The organism is Anoxybacter fermentans (assembly GCF_003991135.1).
Classification (GTDB): domain Bacteria; phylum Bacillota; class Halanaerobiia; order DY22613; family DY22613; genus Anoxybacter; species Anoxybacter fermentans.
The window spans coordinates 1,345,809-1,369,155 of record NZ_CP016379.1 but is presented as its reverse complement, the minus strand read 5'-3'; the positions used below and the strand labels follow the sequence as shown (position 1 = coordinate 1,369,155).

At 36.0% G+C, this 23,347-nt stretch carries 15 protein-coding genes and 1 pseudogene; 13 read left to right on the top strand and 3 right to left on the bottom strand.

Translation table 11 applies throughout. The features are described 5' to 3' along the window. Positions 1 to 553 precede the first annotated feature (553 nt). Both BBF96_RS06085 and BBF96_RS06080 read right to left on the bottom strand, forming a co-directional pair. A complete protein-coding gene (locus BBF96_RS06085; protein ID WP_127016325.1) occupies positions 554 to 1,921 on the bottom strand; it encodes a histone deacetylase family protein in 1,368 nt (455 codons plus the stop codon). After that, positions 1,918 to 3,627, bottom strand: coding sequence for a hydantoinase/oxoprolinase family protein (locus BBF96_RS06080; protein WP_127016324.1), 1,710 nt, complete (start codon positions 3,625 to 3,627; stop codon positions 1,918 to 1,920). The genes BBF96_RS06085 and BBF96_RS06080 overlap by 4 nt, the downstream gene beginning before the upstream one ends. A gap of 429 nt (positions 3,628 to 4,056) precedes the next feature. On the opposite strand from BBF96_RS06080, the gene BBF96_RS06075 reads away from it, so the two are divergent. From BBF96_RS06075 to BBF96_RS06025, 11 genes are all read left to right on the top strand, one after another. After that, positions 4,057 to 4,374 carry a nucleotide pyrophosphohydrolase gene (locus BBF96_RS06075; RefSeq protein ID WP_127016323.1) on the top strand — a complete coding sequence of 106 codons (318 nt, stop codon included), beginning with the start codon at positions 4,057 to 4,059 and terminating at the stop codon, positions 4,372 to 4,374. 266 nt (positions 4,375 to 4,640) lie between these two features. Beyond that, positions 4,641 to 6,725, top strand: a complete 2,085-nt coding sequence (fusA, locus tag BBF96_RS06070; protein WP_127016322.1) for an elongation factor G — start codon at positions 4,641 to 4,643, stop codon at positions 6,723 to 6,725. Between the two features lie 163 nt (positions 6,726 to 6,888). Beyond that, entirely contained in the window at positions 6,889 to 8,091 is a 1,203-nt protein-coding gene (locus tag BBF96_RS06065; RefSeq protein WP_081499421.1) for an ISL3 family transposase, read from the top strand. 453 nt (positions 8,092 to 8,544) lie between these two features. Continuing rightward, a complete protein-coding gene (locus BBF96_RS06060) occupies positions 8,545 to 9,753 on the top strand; it encodes an NAD/NADP-dependent octopine/nopaline dehydrogenase family protein (RefSeq protein ID WP_127016321.1) in 1,209 nt (402 codons plus the stop codon). Then, entirely contained in the window at positions 9,750 to 11,387 is a 1,638-nt protein-coding gene (locus BBF96_RS06055) for a cobalamin B12-binding domain-containing protein (protein WP_127016320.1), read from the top strand. The genes BBF96_RS06060 and BBF96_RS06055 overlap by 4 nt, the downstream gene beginning before the upstream one ends. Positions 11,388 to 11,407: 20 nt before the next feature. Further along, on the top strand, positions 11,408 to 12,094 hold the full coding sequence (locus tag BBF96_RS06050) for a Crp/Fnr family transcriptional regulator (RefSeq protein WP_127016319.1): 687 nt from the start codon (positions 11,408 to 11,410) through the stop codon (positions 12,092 to 12,094). Positions 12,095 to 12,182: 88 nt separating this feature from the next. After that, the gene (locus BBF96_RS06045) at positions 12,183 to 12,857 is read left to right on the top strand and encodes a 4Fe-4S dicluster domain-containing protein (protein ID WP_127016318.1); all 675 of its coding nucleotides are present in this window, start codon (positions 12,183 to 12,185) and stop codon (positions 12,855 to 12,857) included. 735 nt (positions 12,858 to 13,592) lie between these two features. Further along, the gene (locus tag BBF96_RS06040) at positions 13,593 to 13,967 is read left to right on the top strand and encodes a hypothetical protein (RefSeq protein ID WP_127016317.1); all 375 of its coding nucleotides are present in this window, start codon (positions 13,593 to 13,595) and stop codon (positions 13,965 to 13,967) included. 10 nt (positions 13,968 to 13,977) lie between these two features. Continuing rightward, on the top strand, positions 13,978 to 15,126 hold the full coding sequence (locus tag BBF96_RS06035) for an ABC transporter permease (protein WP_127016316.1): 1,149 nt from the start codon (positions 13,978 to 13,980) through the stop codon (positions 15,124 to 15,126). Next, the gene (locus tag BBF96_RS06030) at positions 15,127 to 16,398 is read left to right on the top strand and encodes an ABC transporter permease (protein WP_127016315.1); all 1,272 of its coding nucleotides are present in this window, start codon (positions 15,127 to 15,129) and stop codon (positions 16,396 to 16,398) included. It begins immediately after the preceding gene. A 14-nt stretch (positions 16,399 to 16,412) separates the two neighbouring features. Continuing rightward, positions 16,413 to 17,093 (top strand): ABC transporter ATP-binding protein, encoded by a 681-nt coding sequence (locus BBF96_RS06025; RefSeq protein ID WP_127016314.1) that lies wholly within the window; start codon positions 16,413 to 16,415, stop codon positions 17,091 to 17,093. 262 nt (positions 17,094 to 17,355) lie between these two features. Here BBF96_RS06025 and BBF96_RS06020 read toward each other — a convergent pair whose 3' ends face one another. Next, entirely contained in the window at positions 17,356 to 19,122 is a 1,767-nt protein-coding gene (locus tag BBF96_RS06020; RefSeq protein WP_127016313.1) for an Rqc2 family fibronectin-binding protein, read from the bottom strand. 144 nt (positions 19,123 to 19,266) lie between these two features. Between BBF96_RS06020 and BBF96_RS06015 the strand changes: the two are divergent. After that, a pseudogene (locus BBF96_RS06015) lies at positions 19,267 to 21,967 on the top strand (calcium-transporting P-type ATPase, PMR1-type). 483 nt (positions 21,968 to 22,450) lie between these two features. Then, complete coding sequence (locus BBF96_RS06010) at positions 22,451 to 23,332, top strand: YicC/YloC family endoribonuclease (protein WP_127016312.1); 882 nt, start codon at positions 22,451 to 22,453, stop codon at positions 23,330 to 23,332. Positions 23,333 to 23,347 lie beyond the last annotated feature (15 nt).

Here is a 23,347-nt window from a genome sequence, read left to right as displayed (position 1 = left end):
GGTGGATTCTGTTTGTACGGTTCATCCAACACCAAAGAGTGATGATCATTGAATCCTGGTTAAAATAAATTAACTATCCCAAATTAGAGTAGTTCAGGCTGTTGACATTCTAATTTTGTCAACAGCCTGAGATTTTATCTGGATCGTTGGATAGAAATATTTGTAATGCCAGTAAATTATAAAATTATGGTTGACTTTCATCTTTAGTATTAAAAAATTTTCCTTGATAAAATAAAATTGATGATTATACTGCAAAAAGCTAATTTTAAGTTACATAGAAATTTTTGGTTAGACCATCTTAACAAGATTGAAGGAGAAATAAAGCCTCATCACAGGAGGTGATGAGCTAATCAAGGGCCAGGAGGGCCCTTTGATTAGTGAGTCTTATTTCGACTGAAATCGAGCTTCAGATGATTTCAAAAATTTCTCTTAAAGAAAAAAATTATCTTTTTGCAGTATAACCATTGATAAAATATTATGATGTTATCCAATCGTTTATCTGATCTCTGGGACCGTAACAGAGATTCTGGCTTAATATTCTTAAGTTAATTAACTATTCTCTCACCCATCTTAAATACTCCTCATTCACCTGATTTTGCAAATATACATAATGATATTGCCCTTTCTGACAATATTCTTCATATTTCTCTCTTGCTATTTGCTGACATTCCTTACATACCAGTCGCGGAATAATCACTGCTGCAATAGATACTCTTTTTTTATAAATCCCCAAATGAGTGCCAATGGACTTAATGAAAATATGTCCATGACAGTCGGGAGTATTACAGACCTTAACAGTTTCCTTCTGCTTTTCTGAAATATAATCTGTATCATAAAAAATTTCCCGCTCCCGTTGATAATAACCATTGCCAATAGTTTCAAACTCATCAGAAATCAATCTGTCCCGATTTTCCCAATAGTACCGTACCTGTTCAACAATCTGTTTAATCTGATCCATAGTCCTGGAATCTTGTCTTGAACGGGAAGGATGATAATCAGGTTCCTTTAAATTAGAATAGTCCAGCCCGGCCATGGCCAGAAGAATTCCTAGATTAGTATATGGTAGTGCATCTTCAATACTATAACCACCTTGTAAAACTGCCAGATGAGGATTTAACCTATGATTTAACTCCGCATACCCTTGAGCAGTGATACCCATATTGGTCAAAGGATCACTGTAATGATTATCCTGTCCGGCAGAATTGATAATCAGATCAGGCTTAAACTCTTCTAATATAGGCAGTATTAGTTCATCAATCACATACAGATACCCCTCATCAGTCGTTCCGGGAGGGAGGGGAATATTCAAAGTCTTTGCCATGGCCCCCGGCCCACCTAATTCCCATGTAAAACCGGTTCCGGGATAGAGAGTCCGGCCATCCTGATGTATGCTGATATGGAGTACATTTGGATCATGATAATAAATATCCTGAGTTCCATCAGCATGGTGGGCATCAGTATCAATAAATACTACTTTTAGTTCAGGATTATAGTTGGTTCTAAGCCACTCAACCATAATCGCTTCATTATTAATATTACAAAATCCCCGATTTCCATGGACCACTCGAAAAGCATGATGGCCTGGTGGGCGTACCAGGGCAAAAGCCTTGTCCACTACACCTTCTATATACTTTTTTGCAGCAGTAATTGCTCCACCTGCTGAAATGAGGTGAGAAGTAGTTGCCAGAGTTTTTACATTTGGTACACAAATATGTACCCTGGCCACATCTTTTTCAGTAGCCAATTCGGGTTTAAATTCGTAAATTCCCTCCACATCCAATAGTCCTTCTTCTATAATCTGATCATGGGTGTAAAGAAGCCGTTCTTCTCGTTCAGGATGGTCAGGAGTTATGGCCCAGTCATAAGCAGGAAAAAAGATCAGTCCTAATCTATTTTTTGCTACAGGTACATTACTTTTCATTGTTTTATCTCACCTTTCATTAGAAATTTCAGTTCTCCCAGGGCGGGATCGATACCGGGTTTGACCTGGGCTTTTAATCTTAAAATCTGGCCCTGGGTTGAAAAGCCCCGCACTAGATTAAAACTCTCTTCATGGGTAATCTCTATCAATTTATCATCAATATTCAATCCACCATTTTGTTTTACCATAGATTTCATATGTTCCAATAAAATTTGTCGGGCATCTTTAAGGGTAAATCTTCCAGTAATTTGCTGTTTACCCATAATTCCTGATAGTCTATAGAATTTTTGTGCTGTATCGGCATAAAGAGTTTGTCTAAGTGTTGGCCGGGCAACTGCAGCACCTAATGCATTGGCCACATGATAATAATCTGGTAAAATTGGAGCCAATCCCAATTTATCAGCCAATCCAGGCAGAAGTGCTTTAGCAGGCCCACCGATCATCATCACAACTTCCGGTTCAAGTCGAGTATCTGTTAAAAGTTCGTGAATGGTGTATACAGGTCGGTTGTTTAACTCTATCAGTAATTCTTCGACAGCTTCCTTGACTTTTAAGTAAAAGTGGTCAATAATTTTTTGGGCCGCTTCTTCTAAACTATCTTCAATATGTTCAACTAATTTGGCGAAGGCCAATCGTGCCTGTTTTTGATCACCTTTTTCTACTAAACCAGCGACTACCAACGCATCGGTTAATGTAGGTACACTGCCGCCAAAAGCTACTGCAGGGCCAACTCTTTCAGGAGCCAATCCAATCTGTCCATTATCAACAATTATACGGCTGTCACCCCCATAGGGAATTGATCTATTTAATAAACCTCTAACAGAGGTCAAATAGCCTTCAATCTCTACACCTTCAGGTTCAAAAAGAGGTACACCGCCTGTTATCAGAGCAATATCGGTAGTGGTTCCTCCCACATCCAACAAAAGAGAAGTTCTCTTCTCAGTACCTGATAGAGCCAGAAATCCCATAATACTTGCCGCTGGCCCAGATTTAATAGTCTCAACACCAAAGTTTATTCCTTCTTGTAATAACATGGTTCCACCGTCAGCCTTGAGCAAATATAACTGAGCATTAATCCCGCGCTTATGGACAGCATCCTGTACTTCTTTAAGGAAGATAGTATTTTCACGATAGACTGCAGTATTTAGCCAGGTAGTATGTACTCTTCTTGGAAAGTTCAATACCGGTGCAACCCGGCTTCCCAATTGGACATTATCAACTTCCGGTAAATGTTCACGGATAAAGGATTCTAATTTCTCTTCCAAGGAAGGGTTGCGGGTTGAAAACTTTCCCACAATAGCCAGATCAACAATACCGGAAGTAGCCAATTCTTCTAAAAAACTTTTTAGCTCATTTTGTTCTAAGTCCATCACCTTCCGGCCCCGATGGTCAATAGAACCTTTCAATAACCAGTTAATCGTTCCAAGCTTTAACCAATCAGGTTTCATTCCGGGTCCAGGAATGAGAACAAGGCCGGTTGGTGGATATTTTCTCTGAGCTATTAAATTAGTGGTCAGTGTGGTACTGAATACAATCCGTTCAATTTTTTTTTCATCCTGCCCAACCAATAGTTCATCTAAAACTTCCAGGATACTCTCCTTTAAATCATCACGTCTGGTTACCACTTTTCCAGTTTTTGTTACCTGTCCATTTTTAATCAGCACTCCATCTGTGTGGGTGCCACCAACATCAATTCCGATAATCATCTAAAATTCTCCTTTCTGGAGTGGTTCTTCCCATGTTCATTAATTATGATAATATATTTTTCCAAATAAAAAAAGGGAAAATGGATAGATTTACAGAATAATAATATTTGATTTTACTACAAAAAGCTAATTTTTCGCTTTAAGAGAAATTTTTCGAACCATCGAAATGGGTCATCCTGACCCTTGATTGGCTCATTACATCCTGTGATGAGACCTTATTTCGATTGAAATCTCACTAAGATGGTTTAACGAAAAATTTCTATGTCGCTCAAAATTAGCTTTTTGCAGTTTAATTATATTTTAGTTGATAACTAATAGCTTCATAAGGACTGAATTTATAAAATATCATCTGAAATTTAAATACCACTATAAATTTATTGATAAAATTTGGGATAATTTAAAGTGGGAGAGGAGGGGTCATTTTAAAGTATGGAGATAAAAGAGGCTCAGGCTGAGGTTGACCGTTGGATAAGTCAATTTGAAGAGGGTTACTGGCATCCGCTTTCTATGCTGGCCCGGTTAACTGAAGAAGTGGGAGAGCTGGCCCGGGAAATAAATCATCTTTTTGGTGAAAAACCTAAAAAGCCCACAGAAAAAGAAGGTAATCTAGCATTGGAACTGGCTGATATCCTCTTTATCCTTTGTTGTATGGCTAACTCGATGGATATTGACTTAGAAGATGCATTTAAAAAGATGATGGATAAGTACCGAACACGGGATGCGGAACGCTGGACACGTAAGAAGTAAATTGACATATTTTATGACGGAGAATTAAAAGAATTCTGTAAATATAAGCAGGAAAAATAGCATACTCCCCCGAATATTAAATTATCGAAAAATTTCAGCTATATTTACTTTGGACCGGAGGTCAATGTTTTAAAAAATTTAGCTTATGATAATGAAGGGAAGGGGGAAAGATTTTATCTTTTATTTGGTTCTCTTTGATCACTGTACAAGTTTAACAATTATAATATTTTGAACTTTCAAATTAAAAAAGGACGGTGGTAAAGTTTATGAAAGTACAGAAAACTGAACAAATTAGAAATATAGCTCTCGTTTCTCATAGCGGAGCTGGTAAAACTTCCTTAACAGAAGCTATGCTCTACAGATGTGGAGTAGTTAGTCGTTTAGGTAAAGTAGATGATGGAACAACTGCTTCTGATTGGACTCCTGAAGAGAAAAATCGTAAGGTTTCAATTAATGCTTCTTATTTGCCTGTTCTTTATAAAGATCATAAGATAAACATTATTGATGCACCTGGTTACAGTGATTTTATCGGTGACGTTCGTGGTAGTTTACGTGTTGCTGATGGTGTAATCATTTTAGTCTGTGCAGCTTCTGGTGTTGAAATTGATACAAAGAGATATTGGCGGATGGCTGACGAATATGAATTGCCTAAGATTGTATTTGTCAACAAGATGAATCGCGAAAGTGCTGACTTTCGAAAGGCAATTGATGAATTACAAGAAAACTTCGGACAAAATGTAGTACCTGTTGTGATTCCAATTGGTGCTGCCACCGAATTCAAAGGTGTGGTTGATATTTTGAAGAAAAAAGCTTATTATTATGATGAAGAAGGTAAACTTATTAAAGAAACTACCGATATTCCTGCCGAAGTTCAGGACGATATGGAAGAATATCGGATGATGTTAGTTGAAGCATTAGTAGAGACTGATGATGAATTATTAATGAAATATTTAGAAGAAGAGCCTCTCTCCGACGAAGAGTTAATTCCAGTATTGGGCAAAGCTGTAAAAAACAGTCAGGTTGTTCCTGTTCTCGCAGGTGCAGCTACTACCTGTACTGGTGTTGAAATTTTAATGGATTATATCATTGAAACTATGCCTGCTCCAAATGCTAAAGGTATAGTAAAAGGTTTTAAACCAGGTACCGAAGAAGAAGAGGTTCGCGAGATTAGTGTAAATGCTCCAATGAGTGCATTTGTTGTTAAGACTATTGTAGATCCATTTGTTGGCCGGTTGAGTATTTTTAAAGTTCTCTCTGGTAAACTTAGTTCTGATACTGAATATTTTAATGTAAACAAAGACCAAAAAGAAAAAGTTGGTAAAGTATACTTTATGAAGGGTAAAGAACAGGAGCAAACGACTGAAGTAATTGCCGGAGACATTGCTGCTGTAGCTAAATTAAGTGTAACAGAAACTGGTGATACTCTCTGTGATATTAATGCTCCAATACAATATCCGGCTATTAAGTTCCCTGAACCAATGTATTCTGTAGCTGTTTATGCGAAGAAAGAGGGAGATGAAGAGAAGGTAGGTACTGCTCTTAACAAATATGCTGAAGAGGATCCAACCTTTGAGGTAGAGCATAACACTGAAACTAAAGAGTTAATCGTAAAGAGTATGGGTTCACAGCATATCGAAGTAGTTCGCGATATTATCAAGCGGAAATTCAATGTTGAGTTTGAAATTCGTGCTCCTAAGATTCCTTATCGGGAAACCATAACTGTAAAAACTCAGGTTGAAGAAAAATATAAGAAACAAACCGGTGGTAAAGGTCAATACGGACACGTTCTAATGAGAATGGAACCTCTGCCAAGAGGTGAAGGTTTTGCATTTGATGAAGAAATATTTGGTGGTGCTATTCCAAGTCAATATATCCCTGCTGTTGAGAAAGGTGTTAAAGAAGCTATGGAGGCAGGGGTACTGGCCGGTTATCCAGTTGTAGATGTTAAGACCGTGGTTTATGATGGGTCCTATCACCCAGTAGACTCTTCTGAGATGGCATTCAAAATTGCCGCTTCTAAAGCTTTCAAGAAAGGTATGGAACAGGCTAAGCCGATTCTCCTTGAGCCAATTATGGAACTTGAAATAATCGTTCCGGAAGAGATGATGGGTGACATTATGGGCCATATGACCAGTAAGAGAGGTAAAATTTTGGGTATGGAACCATGTGAAGATGGTCAGTTAATCCGTGCGCAGGCTCCTTTAGCTGAAATTTGGAATTATGCTATTGAATTGAAGTCTATGACTGGTGGACAGGGTACCTTTACCATGAAGTACAGTCATTATGAAAAAGTACCTGAAAAGCAGGCTGAAGAAATTATTGCTGCTCGGGCAGCTGAAAAAGAAGAATAATCTTAAAAGGAGAGGGTCCTCATGGACTCTCTCTTATTTGTTAAAATAATTTGGGTCTATAATTAATGTTGTGAAGAAAAAATTATAAAAAATAAAAAGGCATTTGCTGGCTCCGTTGAATTAATTAGTTGCGAACTAAAAACCAAAGAAAGGAGTCCAGCAAATGCAATATAATAATATCATAAAATTTCTTGATTTGCCAGACATTATTGCAACTGAAATTATTTCAACGGAGGACAGATATATTTTTATCGCTGAAGCAAAGAAAAATCACATTGTGTGTCCTCAGTGTGGTAATATCACTAATAAAATCCATGATACAAAATGGCAAAATATTAGAGACATCCCCATAAGAGGTAAACTAGTAATCATTAGACTTCTAAAGAAAAGATATCGTTGTCCTTATTGTCATAAGAGGGGTATCCCTGAAAAATATGAAAGTATTGATAAATATGCCCGTAAAACCAAACGCTTTGATAAATATCTTGCTAAAGAAACTGTCAGCAAGGATTATTCTAAAGTTGCTAGAGAAAACGGGTTAAGTTATACAGCTGTTAATAATGCAGTTAAAAAAGTAGTTGACCCTCTCATTAAACAACAAGTTTCAAAACTTAGTCAATTAAAAGCCATCAGTATCGATGAATTTGCAGTTTTAAAACGCCATAAATATGGAGTTAGCATTACAGATCCAATTAATCGGGAGTTAATTGACATTTTACCTACTCGCAAAAAGGATGATTTAATTGACTACTTTAATTGTTGGGAAGATGAACAAAGACGACAGATTCAATCGATCTCTATGGATATGTGGCGGCCGTTCAAAGCAGTAGCAGATGCAGCATTTACTCATGCAAAAATTGTTATAGATAAATTTCATCTTGTAACTTTAATGAACAGAGCCCTTGATGAAGTTAGAAAACAAGTTCAACAAACAGTAAATAATCATCAGAGAAGAAAGTTTTTTCAAAGTCGTTTATTACTCCAAAAACGAGCTGAAGAATTGACAGATGAAGAACATGAAAAGCTCATCAAATTATTTGAACTCAGTCCAGCTCTAGAAAAGGCCTGGGAATTAAAAGAGGAATTCAGAGACCTATTGCAGCTAGATGATGTGAAAGAAGCCACCAGAGCTCTAAAAAGGTGGTATAAAGAAGTAATAAAAAGCAAGCTGATGCCTTTTTACCAGGTAAAAAAGATAATACAAAGATGGGAAGAAAAAATACTAAATTATTTTAAGACTAAGATAACCAATGGCTTTGCTGAGGGTATCAATAACAAGATTAAATTGATCAAAAGGATTGGATATGGTGTTCCAAATGTTATGAATCTAAGGAGAAGAGTATTTAATGCAATGTTAAGTTATTAAATTTAAATGTTTATTTCAAAATCAATTTACCAATCAATTCAACGGAGCCAACTTATCTTTCACAACATTTGACGGAGAGCCAATAATTTTTATATAATTTTTAAAGAAAAGATATTCTATTTTTCTTAATCTGTACATATAATTTTTTAGGGGAATTATCTATTTTTATATAGGATTTTATTGCAAAAAGCTAATTTTTTCGCTTTATAAAGAAATTTTTCGAACATTAACTCATCACATCCTCATATGAGGCCATTCTTTTTAATCTCATTAAGGTGGTTTAACGAAAAATTTTAATAGCGATTAAAATTAGCTTTTTGCAGTTTAATCATATGGGTATTATCTAAGAAGTATTTGATACATTTTGCGAAGTGTAGTATAATAATATTATGTCAAATAATTTTTTCTAGCTATTAAGGAGGTCGGTATATCGAATAAAAAGGAGGGATTTAAATGTTTTTTGAACGTAAGCCAAAGTTTGCTGTTTTGGGTGCGGGACATGGAGGACAGGCAATGGCTGCTCATCTTGCCCTTATGGGTTATGAGGTGAATCTTTTTAACAAAACTGCAACGAGAATTGAAGCAGTTCGTAAAATAGGCGGAATTCACTTAAGCGGTGTTTTCAATGGTTTTGGTAAGTTGAAAAAAGTGACCACGGATTTGCGGCAGGCAATTGCTGGTGTTGACATTATTATGATTGTAACACCAGCGACAGCTCACGAGTTTTTTGCCAGAGCATTGGTACCGGTTCTTGAGGATGGGCAAATTGTGGTGCTCAATCCAGGAAGAACGGGTGGGGCACTAGAATTTGCTCAAATTTTGAAAGAGGAAGGTTTTAAAAAGAAATGCTATATTGCAGAAACTCAGACCTTCCTTTATGCTAGCAGGGTAATTGGGCCTGCACAAGCCAGAATTTTTGGTTTAAAGAATATAGTCCCCATTGCCGCTTTTCCTGCTGTAGATACCCCAGTAGTTTATAACAAGCTTCACCGTGTATTTCCTCAGTTTACCCCTGCGAAAAATATTCTCAAGACCAGTCTAGAAAATATTGGAGCTGTTTTTCATCCAGTACCTACTATCCTTAATGTAGGACGGATTGAATCGACACGTGGAGATTTTACTTATTATCATGAGGGTATAAGTCCGTCAGTTGCACGTTTTGCCCAGATGGTTGATGATGAACGGATGGCAGTAGCATTGCGTTTGGGTGTAGATGTATTAACTGCACGTGATTGGATGCGTAAAGTGTACGGCGTTCAGGGTAATACTTTATATGAAGTCTTTCAAAATAATCGTCAGTATGATGGTATTAAAGCACCGGCTACTATTGATCATAGATATATTTATGAAGATGTGCCCATGAGTCTTGTACCTATTTCTTCATTAGGTAGGATGTTAGGAGTTCCAACCCCAGCTATTAATACTATAATTGATATGGCGTGCCTCTTACATGAAAGGGATTATTGGGCTATAGGACGTACAGTAGAGAAATTAGGTCTTGCAGGAATGACAGTAAAAGAGATTCAGAGTTATGTTGAAACAGGTAAAGTAAAAGTACGTCGTCCATCTAAGGTAAGCAGATTTACTGTTGGATCCGAAGTGGAAAGAGTGGTAGATTTAGGTCATATTATTCGTGAACGTGAAGGAGGGGTTGATAATTGAGACCACTAATTCTGGGCGCCGCCCTGGGTAATTGTGTTCATGTGGGTGGCGTTCTCAATTTTTTACGTTTAGCAGAAGATGTTGGATATCGGACTAAGTTTTTAGGACCTGCTGTATCAATCAAGGATTTGATTGGTGCTATTATCGAGAGTGAACCTGAAATGGTGGCAGTTGGTTATCGCTTAACACCGGAGACCGGTTTTAAACTTTTCAATGAGTTAAAAAATGCTGTTTTAGAAGCGGGTTTAACTAAACCACGCTATATTTTTGGAGGAACAATCCCTGTTGCTAAAGAGGCCGCCAAAGTGGGGCTTTTTGAACGTATTTTTACCGGTGAAGAAGGTTTAGATGAAATTATTGCCTTTTTAAAAGGTGAGGATAGAAAAGAAGGAGCTGAATCATATCCAGACAATCTTGTAGACCGAATTAAAGCAAAAGCTCCTTTTCCTGTAATCAGGCATCATTTTGGATTACCTTCTTTGGAGGAAACCATAGCTGGGATTGAAAAGATTGCTGAAGCAAAAGTATTGGATGTCATCTCACTTGGCCCAGATCAAAATGCTCAAGAATCTTTCTTCCGTCCGGAAGAGATGGATCCTAAACAATCAGGGGCCGGGGGTGTACCTATTCGTACTGAAGATGATTTAAGAGCAATCTATAAAGCTTCCCGCCGCGGTAATTATCCTCTTTTAAGATGCTATAGCGGTACAAGGGATCTTTTAAAGATGGCAGAGATGCTAAAAGAGACAATCAATAATGCCTGGTGTGCTGTACCTTTAAGCTGGTATAATCAACTTGATGGGCGCGGGCCAAGACCAGTTGCTGCTGCTATTGCAGAAAACCAGCAGGTAATGAAATGGCATGGTGAAAGGAATATTCCTGTGGAAGTAAATGAAGCCCACCATTGGAGTCTCAGGGATGCCCATGATACCATTGCTGTGGTGATGGCTTATCTGGCTGCTTATAATGCTAAAAAGATGGGTGTTAAAGATTATGTTGCCCAATATATGTTTAATACTCCTCCGGGAACTTCTGGAGTAATGGATTTAGCCAAGATGTTGGCGAAAAAAGAGCTGATAACTTCTTTAGAAGATGAAAATTTTAAAGTTTATACTCAAGTTAGAGCAGGTCTTTCCAGTTTTCCTGTTGACATGGATATGGCAAAAGGACAACTTAATTCGTCTACTTACCTGGCAATGGCTCTTAAGCCTGATATTGTCCATGTTGTTGCTTATTGTGAAGCAGATCATGCAGCCACACCCGATGATATCATCGAAAGTTGTAAGATGGTGCGCCAGGTAATCCAGAATTGTCTCTTTGGCTTGCCTGATATGACCTGTGATCCGCGTGTTCAGGAACGGAAAAAAGAACTATTAAATGAAGCACAGGTTCTCCTTAATGCCATCAAAAAATTAGGACAAGCTAGCGGAAGCAAAGATGATCCGTTTACTGACCCGGAAAATCTTGCTCATGCTATTAAGATTGGACTATTAGATGCTCCTCATCTAAAGGGTAACCCCAATGCTAAAGGTGCTTTAATGACTAAAATGGTTAATGGAGCATGTTATGCATACGATTTTACCAGAGATCATATTATTACTGAGGAAGAGCGAATCAAAAAAATTATCTTTTAATTTTAAGGGAGACGATCTCTATGGAAAATGCAAAATATCTACATAATATTCATCTCTTTGCATCTCTAGATGAAGATGACCTGGCCAGAATTGCTAATCTGGCCAGTGAACGTTATTACCCAAAAGAAAGTATTATTTTCTTTGAAGGAGAACCAGGGGAGGCTTTTTTCTTTTTAAAGTCCGGTAGAGTTAAAATTTCTAAGATTACTCCCGAAGGAGGAGAGCAGATTTTGAAATTAATTGAACCCGGTGCTGTCTTTGCAGAAGCTGTTATCTTTTCTGATGAAGCATATCCTGCCACTGCCCGGGTTTTGGAAGATGCCTGTGTGGGGATGATCAAAAAGAAGGATTTTGAAGCATTGATTATGGAACAGCCAGAATTAGCTATAAGACTCTTAAAGCTTCTTAATAAACGTTTAAGGGAAGCCCAGATGAAGATTAAGGAACTGGGACTTTTTGATGCCCATTCACGAACTGCAAGTTTGCTTTTACGTCTTGCTCAAACCTATGGGAAGGAAGATGGAGATAAAATTAGCTTTCAATTGAAATTGAACCGTCAAGATCTGGCAAATATGATCGGTACAACCAGAGAGACCATCACCCGTATTTTATCTAAATTCCGTAGGCAGGGGATTATTGAATTGGAAGGTGATCGGATTACCATTCTTAAGCCTTCTGAATTGGAAAGTTGGATTAATATAGGGTAATTTCTAAAAAAATTTTCGAAAAATTATGTTAAAACCCTGTACAAATACTCTTAAAAGTTATAGAATGTATAGGGAGGTGAGGTAAGTTATGGGAAAATCTATAATGGGGAAATTGGCCAAAAAGTTAATTGCTAACCTTACTGAGCCGGTTAAAATTGAAGTTTGTCGAGGTAGTCTTTTAGGTTGTCCTAAAGGTGTAGTTGATCCTAAAGACCTGGAAATGGAAATTCTGGATCTAATGGATCAATTAGATTTAATAAATGAGTTAAAAGATTGTTTATCATGTGAAAATGTTTCTCATCCTTTTTTACGGATTTCTATATCTGGCTGTGTGAATGGTTGTTCAAGGCCGCAGATTAAAGATATCGGTCTTGAAGGGGTAGTTTCTTTGCGTGCCGTTCCAGAAAAGTGTACACATTGTGGGTCCTGTATTAAGGTATGTCAGGAGGATGCTATTTTGTTGACAGAAGAAGGATTTAGTTTAAATCATGAGCGCTGTCTTTCCTGCGGAGATTGTGCCCGGGTTTGTTCTAGCGGTGCTTTAAGTATTGAGAAGACAGGAATCAGATTGTTAATAGGAGGAAGATTAGGCCGACACCCCCATCTTGGGCAGCCGGTAGCTAAATTTTTAACCACAAAAGAGGCTCTTAAAAAGATTCGCCATTTCTTTGAGATGGTTATTCGGGAATACCATTCTGGTCGAAATTTAGAAGAAACTTTGCATTATCTAGAACAAAATCTCTTTAGTGCTTCAGGCCGCTAACGGGACAGACTGACGCGGTTAAATTTGTTGTAACCTATACAACAGGTTTGATCGGGTCAGTTTATTTTTTAATTTTAAAAATTAGTTATAGACAGAGCATAAAAAAATAACTATTTTAGATAATGTTTTTTTGCATTGTATCTTAGTAATATTATGATTAAACTGCAAAAAGCTAATTTTGAGCGATATAGAAATTTTTCGTTTAACCATCTTAGTGAGATTTCAGCCGAAATAAGGTCTCATCACAGGATGTGATGAGCTAATCAAGGGTTAGGAGGGCCCATTGATTAGTGTGCCTTATTTCGACTGAAATCGAACTTTAGATGGTTCTAAAAATTTCTTTTGAAGTGAAAAATTAGCTTTTTGTAGTAAAATTATATTATTAATAGTGATTATATTAATTTATGATTTTAGCATTCAATTATAGACTATTTCTTAAGTTAGTCTTAAAATTATTAAAAATTAAATGATTCTGACAAATAATAATAAAATTTTGTTTAGAAAGAAAGTGTCTAAGAAATCTCACGAGTATTGGGATTCTTAGATGTTTTTTAAAGTATATTTAAGAAGGTAAAATGATTTATGGTTTATTGTTGCACGACGTGTGGGTGAACATGGATATAAATCAGATGAATATATTCCTTTTTTACCAATAAGTATAAAATAATATTACAAATTTCAGATGTTGAAGATAAAAATATGGATTTTAATTTTCAAAAAAAGAATGCCAGGTTTATGAAAGCTGATATTGAGTCTACATTTGTAGTAGTAGGTCCCTCAGGAGTAACAACTTTAAATTACCAACCCCAAGTAATATGTACACAACCTGGAGAAAAGTTATCTATGGTTTTAAAGGCAGCAGTTCCCAAAGGAAACTATGCAGTCTCGGTTTTTCTAGATTATAAAAGTATCAAATTAGATGAGAATGAAGTTGTTTTTTGGGATGCAGAGAATTCTGGAATTTTTGATTTTTCTTTTGATTTTATTGCACCCAAAGAAGCTGGTATCTATGAATTTTTTGCTATAGTTTTTTCAAATGTTTTTAATAGCAAAAAATTTCCTTTTATTATTACTTCAGATAAAATTAGTCTAATAGTTGAGAAAAAGTAGGGGGTTTTTTATGAGTATAAAACGTATAGTAATTGTTGGATGGAGAAATGTACAAAAGCAGTTTAAGTATGAGCCCTGGTATAGTATTATCATTATTTTAGGTTTTGCAGTTGCCTTATATTCCGTTATAACAGTTATAGGAATGTTTGAAGCTGAAAGGGCAGAGATGCGAAAAAATTATTTTGGGAATTTATTGGGACGTTATGTTGTTGAATTTTTAAATAATAATGGATTACCGGCTGATTTACAGGGTCTTACTGATCAATTAAAAAAATGGTCTAATATAGAGAAAATAGAATGTTTTTATGAAATTCCATTAGATTATGGTGAAATAGTGGGAGGTCTCTGGATGTCTCCTAATGTATCGGAAATTTATCAGGTAGAAAAAGGAAGATTTTTTACTTTTGAAGAAATGAATCACAAAGAATTGGTTATAGTTTTAAGTAAAAGACTTTTAAATCAATTACCTTTTTTAACAGAGCAAATAATAGGTCAACAAATTCAGTATTATGGAACATATGGAGAAATAATTGGGGTTATCGATAATGAAAAACCAGTAATTTATATTCCTTTAAAGGCTTTTTTTGAGATAATTGATTTATCCCAAATGCTAGATAATATTCAACTCAATATCTGGTTTAAAAAAGGTCTTAAAGCAAATCAATACAAAAATTTACAGGAGACTGTAGCTCAGTATGCTGGGAACTCTGAATTTGAAATAGTCAGTAGTTATGATAAGTATAAAGATAGTCTTATGGAAATGTGGCTTGTAGGTTCTTTTGCGTTATTGGTTGTCTGTGGTATTTTTATATTGGCTACAATAAATATGGCAACTATATCTTATTTTGGAATTATGAGAAGACGCAAAGAAATAGGGATAAGGATGGCTTTTGGAGCCAGAAAATCGGATATTATAAAACTTATTATTATTGAGAATCTTTTTCTGGTTATAGGAGGCTTTGTGTTGGCTCTGTTTTTATATTGGGTAACTTTTGATTTGTTAAATCGATATGAATTTCATATTACATTATCTTTTGTTCAAATACTAATTTCTTTTGGAATAGCATTTTTTGGAGGTATTTTAGGTGGTTTGAAACCAGCTTTTTATGCAGTTAAAATGGCTCCTGTTGAGCAAATCAGGAATGAGGAGTGGTTATAAATGCGGCTAGTCTATATTGCCTGGAAAAATCTTTACAATCGAAGTTGGCAGAATAGAGTTGCTATGATGCAGCTTCTTGCAGGGTTTGTGGCTATCATTTTTGCTTTAGCACTATTTAGGGGAATTACATTTTATCAAACTCTTTCTGAGGAGATGAAATTAAATCAATTTATTAATTTTTCTTCTTTATCTTCTTTATTCAATTATGGGAAAGTTGATGAGCAAATAAAATTGGGTCAAAAAGTATATGAGGCTATATTAAATCTTAGAGGAATTGAATATATTGGTCTTGTTGCTAGAGGTGTTCTCGAGATTGATGGAATTGGACGTGTTCCTTATTATGCAATTGATGAAAACATGAAAAAGTTGTTACCTTTGAAGGTAGTAAAGGGTATTAATTATGATTTTAACTCTATTATTACAGTTGATTTTGATTCAGTTTCTTCTTATGCTTCCGCCTTATTAAGAGGAAGGTCTATATGTTTAAAACGAATTCCTGTATTGGTAGGAAGTAAATTGGGCGAAAAATTAATTCCAGGAACTGTTTTTTATGATGAACTTATGGGTGGCAAATCAGCTGGGTACTGTTATGAAGTAACAGGGGTTATTGAAAAAGGAACTTATTATTTAAGTAATTGGGAGGGTGATTTGTATAGAGTATTACCAAATATAGATTTTGCTGTTATAATGGCCAAAAATGATTATCTTCCTGATTATATTAAAAGTACTATGTATATTGGAGGAATCTGGACTTCTGTAAAGACTAAAGAAGAATTCAACCAACTTGTTCCTCAATGGAAAGAGGCTTTGTCCCGGTATGGAGTAGAAGTCCAGCCTTTTTCTAAAATGCTAAAAGATTTTTATCGTAATAGACAGGAACCAATTAGAAGAATTTTCATTATTGGTGGGCTTATTATGATTTTAGCTATATTTGGATTTAGTGGGGTAAATGCATTATCTATTCTGTTAAGGAAACGTGAATTTGGAATTCATTTTGCCTGTGGAGCTAGAAAAAGAGAGTTGTTGATTATTGTATTTATCGAGAGTCTTTTTCTGGTCTTTTTACCAGGAACAATTGCTATTATTTTATTGAAGGTAGTAGATAGTATTCCGGTTTTAGAAAAGTATTTACCATATTTTATTGTTGATAAATATGTTATAGGAATGGCCCTACTTATTATTCTGGGAATACTTATGGTAACTACAATAGCTCCTATATTGCAATTAAAAAGGGAAAGTCCTGTCAATTTGATTAGAGGAACAAAAAATTAGACGAGGTGAAAAGAATGAGTTTTATAGAATTGAATGGAATTGAAAAAATCTATAATCAGGGATTATCTTCAGAGGTGAAAGCATTAAAAGGAATAAACCTTAAAATAGAAAAAGGACAAAGTTTAGCAATTATTGGGCGATCAGGTTCTGGTAAATCCACGTTATTACATATACTTGGATGTTTAGATTATCCAACTGCTGGAAGTTATATACTTGATGGACAGGAGATAGACTGGAAAGATGAGAAAAATTTAGCGCAAATCCGTAACCAAAAGATTGGTTTTGTATTTCAAGAGTTTGGGTTGATGTTAAATTATTCTGTTTGGGAAAATGTAGCTATTCCTTTATTATATAACTGGGATTTAAGTTTAAAGGAGATTAAAGATAAAGCAATAGATGTTCTGGATTCTTTTGGATTGGTTGATCTGGCATATCGTAAGGTTGCCCAGTTATCAGGAGGTCAAAAACAAAGAGTAGCAATAGCAAGGGCTGTAGCTAATTCGCCAGAATTAATTTTAGCAGATGAACCAACTGGTTCCCTTGATTCAGAGACTGAAGAGGAAGTACTAGAAGTTTTAGCAGGGTTGCGAGAGAGAGGTTGTACTGTGATTATTGTAACCCATGATGAGCGAGTAGCAAGATGGTGTGAATGGGTGGTTAAAATTCATGATGGTTTGATTACTGAAAAAAGTTAATTTTTCATTTCAAAAATCTAGAGATTGATTTCAGTGATTTGACAAACAAATTTATAACTCTCCTGAATTTTTCTATTCAGGAGAGTTTTTTGATATTCGGAAAATTATAATTTTCACAGTTTATAGATAATATTTAGCATAAACTGTAAAGAACTAATTTTGAGCGAAATAAAAAATTTTCTGAAGTGAAAAATTAGTTCTTTGCAGTTAATGGGATTCAGTATTTGTAAGGACATTTTGTTCTTATGGGCCAGAGATGAATTTATGTTATTCGCAATTTTTCCACTAACTTCTCGTCAGGATTTACGATAATTGTCTTATAATTTTCATAAAAGACCATCCCAGGCTTAGCTCCTTTAGGTTTATTTACATATTTAATCTGAGTATAATCAACCGGGACATTGGTTGATTCCCGGGCCTTGCTGAAATAGGCAGCAAGGGTAGCAGCTTCTAGAAGAGTTCTTTCAGGAATATCCCGCCGATCATGATTCCGGATGACTACATGAGAACCGGGAATTTCTTTGACATGGAACCAGAGATCTTCCCGGGAGGCAATTTTTTTTGTCAATCTATCATTTTGGCGGTTATTGCGTCCCACCAAGATATCAAAACCGTCGGAACTTTTAAATTTCATCGGTTTATTCTTCAGCTGATGTTGGTTAGGGGTAGCTTTCTTAGGGGGTTTTTTTATATAACCTTCCTCAATCAATTCTTCACGAATTTCTTCTAGATCTAGCTTTGATTCTATCTGCTCTAAACTTAATTCTACATTTTTCAGGTATTCAATTTCATCTTTTAAACTGGCCAATTCTTTTTTGATATATTTAATACTGTTTTTAAGTTTATTATAGCGTTTAAAGTATTTTTGGGCATTGCTCTGAGGGGAAAGAGCTGGATCAAGTTCAATAGTAATCTCTTTCAATTCCGGGTCATAGTAATTGATAGAGGTAAATTCTTTCATTCCTTTTTTTATCTGATGCATATTGGCAGTGATTAATTCTCCTTTAATACGATAGTCATCAGCATTTTGAGCTTTATTTAACTGATCAATAAGCTTATCATATTTCTTTAAGTCTTTTTTTAGTAGATTATCAATGGTTCTTTTCAGATCAGAGGAGAGTTGATTTAATCGTTGTTTTTTGATCTTATTTTCAAAATAATAATCTAGAAGTTGGCTCATGGTTGGAAAAGATTTTTCTACCATTTTTTGATATTGTTTTAAAGGAAAACATGAATAAGCAACAATATTACCGGATTTATCTTCAATCAAGGTTGGAGAGGTATTCCCTTCCTTAAGATCGGTAAAAAACCGGTTAAAGGAATGCCATATTTGATCCAGATCAGCAGGATTTAAATCTTTCACTCTAACATTGAGTTCAAAATCAGCTCTTATAACCATCTCCTTTGCAATTAGTGGACTTATGCCGCGATAGTTATTCATAATTGCCTTAAATAGTTTAACATCTGGTTCTAACTGAATCAAGGCTTTAAAGGAAGACTCTTCAGCCATTAAAGGATTGGCTTTATCCTGGGCAGGTGGAGCAATATAGGGGCGCCCAGGTAAAACCTCACGATGACGGCTTATACTGGATGGAATCCGTTTTATTCCATCAAGGATCGTATTATCTTCCGAAAGGAGGATAATATTGCTGTGTCTTCCCATCAATTCAGCAATCAGGCGATATTTAACTATCTTACCATCTTCATTGCGATTTTGAATTGTAATAGTGAGAATCCGTTCAAAGCCGGGTTGATCTATTTCTATAATTCGCCCACCGATTAAATATTTACGTAAAAGCATACAGAAAGCGGGAGGATGAGGAGGATTGATAAATTTTTCATTTGTAAAATGGGCCATGGCATATTGGGGATCTGCTGAAAGCAGCAAATTCAAATTTTTTCCACGTCCGCGCAGAGTTATGGTTATTAGATATGGATCAGGTTGGTAGATTTTATCAACCCGGGCCGTAATTAGTTTTTCTTTCATTTCTTCTACGAATGTATATAAAACCAGTCCATCAAAGGCCATTTTTTATTCCTCCTTAAATTATAGAACATACTTCCTTTTAAGTATAAATGATTTATAAGAAACAGTCAAACTATAAAGTTATTTTTCTTCAAACCATCGAATAGAATTATTAGAGTAAAGAGAAACTGGAGGTGAGAAAAGAATATGTATAAAAAAACATATTATCAAATGACACCAAAAGAAGTGGCAGAAAATCTTGAGACGGATTTAGAAAATGGATTATCTACCCATCAAGTTAAGAAACGGCTTAAAACCTTTGGATTAAATAAATTACCTGATCGAAAAAAATTTTCTGCTGTCAAAATCTTTGTAGATCAATTCAGAGATTTTATGATCATGGTACTTATGGCTGCTACTGTAATTTCCAGTCTTATGGGGGAGATGGAAGATGCCATAACCATTATGGCAATCATCTTTTTAAATGCTTTTTTGGGATTTATTCAGGAATATAGAGCTGAACGTTCGCTTCAAGCGCTTAAAGAATTGACAGCACCCGAAGCCCGAATACTCCGTAACGGTCAGGTTGGATTTGTTAAAGCAAGGGAGCTGGTGCCGGGAGATCTGGTTATATTGGAAGCAGGTGATCGGGTTCCAGCAGATGGCCGGATTATAGAGGCCACAAACCTGGAAGTTGATGAATCCCTATTGACCGGTGAATCTTTTCCGGTGGAAAAGACAACTGAAACTCTTCATGTAAAGACTGTGGTTGCAGATCGTAAGAATATGGTACATATGGGTACCACTGTAACTCGTGGTCGGGGCCGGGTTTTGATTACTGCCACCGGCTTAGATACAGAGATGGGGAAGATTGCAAATATGCTAACAGATGTAGAGGAAGAAGATACACCTTTACAGCGGCGTTTGCGGTATTTGGGAAAATGGATGGTCTGGCTCTGCCTTATCACCTGTGCAGCTGTTGTCGCTGTGGGGATATATAAAGGGGAATCAATTTACCAGATGTTTCTTGCTGGTGTGAGTCTGGCGGTAGCAGCTATACCTGAAGGACTTCCGGCTATTGTAACCTTATCTTTAGCTATTGGAGTACAACGAATGATTAAACGAAACGCTATTGTAAGAAAATTGCCTGCTGTAGAAACTTTAGGCTGTGCTACAGTAATCTGTTCTGATAAAACAGGAACATTAACACAGAATCGGATGACGGTTCGAAAGGTCTATACCATGAACCGAATGATTGATTTTGACAAAAAATTTAATGATTCTGCTTTACAATTAGCTTTAGAGATTGGAGTATATTGCAACAATGCCAGACTGATTCAACCTGAGAAAAAGAAATTTTTTAACCGGAAAATCCGTTTTAAAGAATATCGGATTATAGGTGATCCTACAGAAGGAGCCTTACTTCTTGCTGGTGCTAAAGCGGGAATCTTTAAAGATAAATTAAATAAATATAAATTTCTAGCCGAAATTCCCTTTGATTCCAATCGTAAACGGATGTCAGTGATTGTCAAAGAAGGGCCAGTACAGAAACTTCTAATTAAAGGTGCACCGGATTTGATCATTGAACGGTGCAGTAAATATCAGGATGGCAGTCAAGTAAAGATAATGACTTCACATATGAGAAAAAAAATTATGCATCAGAATGAGTATATGACCCAGGAAGCTTTGCGGGTTTTAGCAGTAGCCTATCGAAAACTTCCTAACTGTATAATTGATAAAAATCAGAAATTGGATCATTATGAAAATGACCTTGTCTTTGTGGGTTTGATTGGAATGATTGATCCACCGCGAAAAGAGGTTAAAGATGCTATCAATCGCTGCCGGCAGGCCGGCATAAAACCGGTAATGGTTACAGGAGATCATCGCAATACAGCTCAGGCTATTGCTAAAGAATTAGGGCTTTTAAATAAGGGAGATCTGGTTATTACTGGTGAAGAGTTAAACCAGATGGATGATGAAGAATTTGCCTCTAAAATTGATCAGATTGCTGTTTATGCCCGGGTCTCTCCAGAAGATAAATTACGAATTGTAAAAAGTTTTAAATCAAGAGGTCAAATTGTGGCGATGACTGGTGATGGGGTAAATGATGCTCCTGCAGTTAAAGAGGCTGATATCGGGATTGCTATGGGCAAAAAGGGAACAGATGTGACCCGGGAATCATCTGCTTTAATTCTGGCTGATGATAATTTTGCTACCATAGTGGCTGCAATAGAGGAAGGTCGAAATATTTATGATAATATCCGGAAATTTATCCGTTATCTTTTATCCTGTAATATTGGTGAGATTTTGACGATTTTTTAGGAATTATATTAGGTTTTCCGTTACCTTTACTTCCAATTCAAATTCTCTGGGTGAATTTGGTTACAGATGGTCTGCCAGCATTGGCTTTAGGAGTTGACCCCGGTGATAAAGATGTGATGAAAAGGCTGCCCGTAGTCCGAAAGAGAGTATTTTTAGTCATGGTTTACAGACCAAAATTATTATACAGGGAATATTGATTGGTTTAAGTACATTAAGTATATTTATTTTTGAATATTATTGGAAGGGAGGTTCACTGGCTGAAGCCAGGACGATGGCATTTACTACTCTGGTAATGGCCCAGCTCATCTTTGTCTTTGCCTGCCGTTCGGAGAAGTATTCTCTCTGGCAAATTAACCCATTTGCTAATATCTGGCTTTTGCTTGCGGTTGCCGTTTCTGCAGGAATGCATCTCTGTGTTCTCTATATTCCGCTCTTTCAACAGATTTTCAAAACTACTATGCTAAATTACAGGGAATGGCTGATTATATTGGCTATGGCCAGCTGGTCTACCATTATTCTGGATATTTTACAGACGATTTTGAATAGAAAAGTTCATCAAAAATATCTTGAAAAATATCAGGTTTAATAAAACCTCAGGCTGTTGAAAAAGAAGAAGTGCACATAACTTACTTCCACAGTAAATATAATTTCTTCCGCTACCGGACGTTCTGCCGTCCTGGCTGCGCGTCCTTAAAAGTCAAGGCTTCCGCCCTCCTGGCTTTAAGCCTTGACTTATACGCTTCAGAAATTATATTTAGTTTTTCCTATACCAGTGTATGAGCAAGTTTTTAAAGAACAAGTGTTTGTCAATAATTTATAGGTTTAGTAAAACCTCTGCTCAGGTCCGGGTAGAGGTTTTATTTTTAAAGTCAGTTTAAAGAATCTCAGTAGAGGTTAAAATGAAATATAGAAAGATTTTATACTTTTTTTCTTTTTTTCGTATGAATTAGTCTTGCATTTGTTTTAATCCCTATGGTATGATAAGTAATAGATTTAAAAGCCAGAAGGTGAGATTTTGAGATTTTCTGTTATAATTAGCGAATAAGCCGGAATAGGAGGTGAAACAGGAATGATTAAAAGTATGACAGGATACGGAAAAGGGGAAACGAAACGGGATGGTTATCATGTTATCGCCGAAATTAAGACTGTTAACCACCGTTATTCCAATATTTATTTACATATACCAAACTATTTGTTGGCTTTAGAGTCAACATTAATAAAAATGATCAAAGATAAAATTGATCGGGGGCGGGTTGATTTATATTTAAAGATAGAAGAAGATGTTACCGAGGGACGTTATACCCCACAACTTAATTTTGAACTGGCAAAGAGTTATTATACTGAATTGAAGAAGTTACAAAAGACTCTGGATTTTGATCAGAATTTATCTATGGATACATTAATTTCTTTACCTGAAGTTTTAAAACTTAAAGAAGTGGAACATGATGAAGAGATCTTGCATGGGATAATAATAGAAACTATAGAAAAGAGTCTGGATTCTCTTTTGCAAATGCGGATTCATGAAGGAGAGGAACTCTACCGTGATCTGGTTTTACGTTTAGATAGTATTGAAAAAGAGATGGATGCGATTAAAGAAAGGGAACCAAAGGTTTTAGAAGAGTATAAAGAACGGATGAGGAACCGGGTAAATGAATTTTTAGAGGATAAAATTGTTGATGAAGAACGATTAGCAATGGAAATTGCAATCCTTACAGAACGGAGCTGTATTAATGAAGAACTGGTTCGTTTAAAAAGTCATATCGGACAGTTTCGTTTAAATCTCGAGAAAGGTGGTGCTGTAGGGAGAAAGCTGGATTTTATTGCACAGGAAATGTATCGGGAAGCCAATACAATTGGCTCTAAATCTCCTGATGCGGTAATTTCCAATCACGTTGTCAATATTAAAAGTGAGATTGATAAAATTCGTGAACAAATTCAAAATATAGAATAGTGTCAAAGAAAGGGG

Coding starts and splice junctions, on each gene's coding strand:
- BBF96_RS06085 (WP_127016325.1), bottom strand. CDS start 1,921: ATGAAAAGTAATGTACCTGTAGCAAAAAATAGATTAGGACTGATCTTT.
- BBF96_RS06080 (WP_127016324.1), bottom strand. CDS start 3,627: ATGATTATCGGAATTGATGTTGGTGGCACCCACACAGATGGAGTGCTG.
- BBF96_RS06075 (WP_127016323.1), top strand. CDS start 4,057: ATGGAGATAAAAGAGGCTCAGGCTGAGGTTGACCGTTGGATAAGTCAA.
- fusA (WP_127016322.1), top strand. CDS start 4,641: ATGAAAGTACAGAAAACTGAACAAATTAGAAATATAGCTCTCGTTTCT.
- BBF96_RS06065 (WP_081499421.1), top strand. CDS start 6,889: ATGCAATATAATAATATCATAAAATTTCTTGATTTGCCAGACATTATT.
- BBF96_RS06060 (WP_127016321.1), top strand. CDS start 8,545: ATGTTTTTTGAACGTAAGCCAAAGTTTGCTGTTTTGGGTGCGGGACAT.
- BBF96_RS06050 (WP_127016319.1), top strand. CDS start 11,408: ATGGAAAATGCAAAATATCTACATAATATTCATCTCTTTGCATCTCTA.
- BBF96_RS06045 (WP_127016318.1), top strand. CDS start 12,183: ATGGGAAAATCTATAATGGGGAAATTGGCCAAAAAGTTAATTGCTAAC.
- BBF96_RS06040 (WP_127016317.1), top strand. CDS start 13,593: ATGAAAGCTGATATTGAGTCTACATTTGTAGTAGTAGGTCCCTCAGGA.
- BBF96_RS06035 (WP_127016316.1), top strand. CDS start 13,978: ATGAGTATAAAACGTATAGTAATTGTTGGATGGAGAAATGTACAAAAG.
- BBF96_RS06030 (WP_127016315.1), top strand. CDS start 15,127: ATGCGGCTAGTCTATATTGCCTGGAAAAATCTTTACAATCGAAGTTGG.
- BBF96_RS06025 (WP_127016314.1), top strand. CDS start 16,413: ATGAGTTTTATAGAATTGAATGGAATTGAAAAAATCTATAATCAGGGA.
- BBF96_RS06020 (WP_127016313.1), bottom strand. CDS start 19,122: ATGGCCTTTGATGGACTGGTTTTATATACATTCGTAGAAGAAATGAAA.
- BBF96_RS06010 (WP_127016312.1), top strand. CDS start 22,451: ATGATTAAAAGTATGACAGGATACGGAAAAGGGGAAACGAAACGGGAT.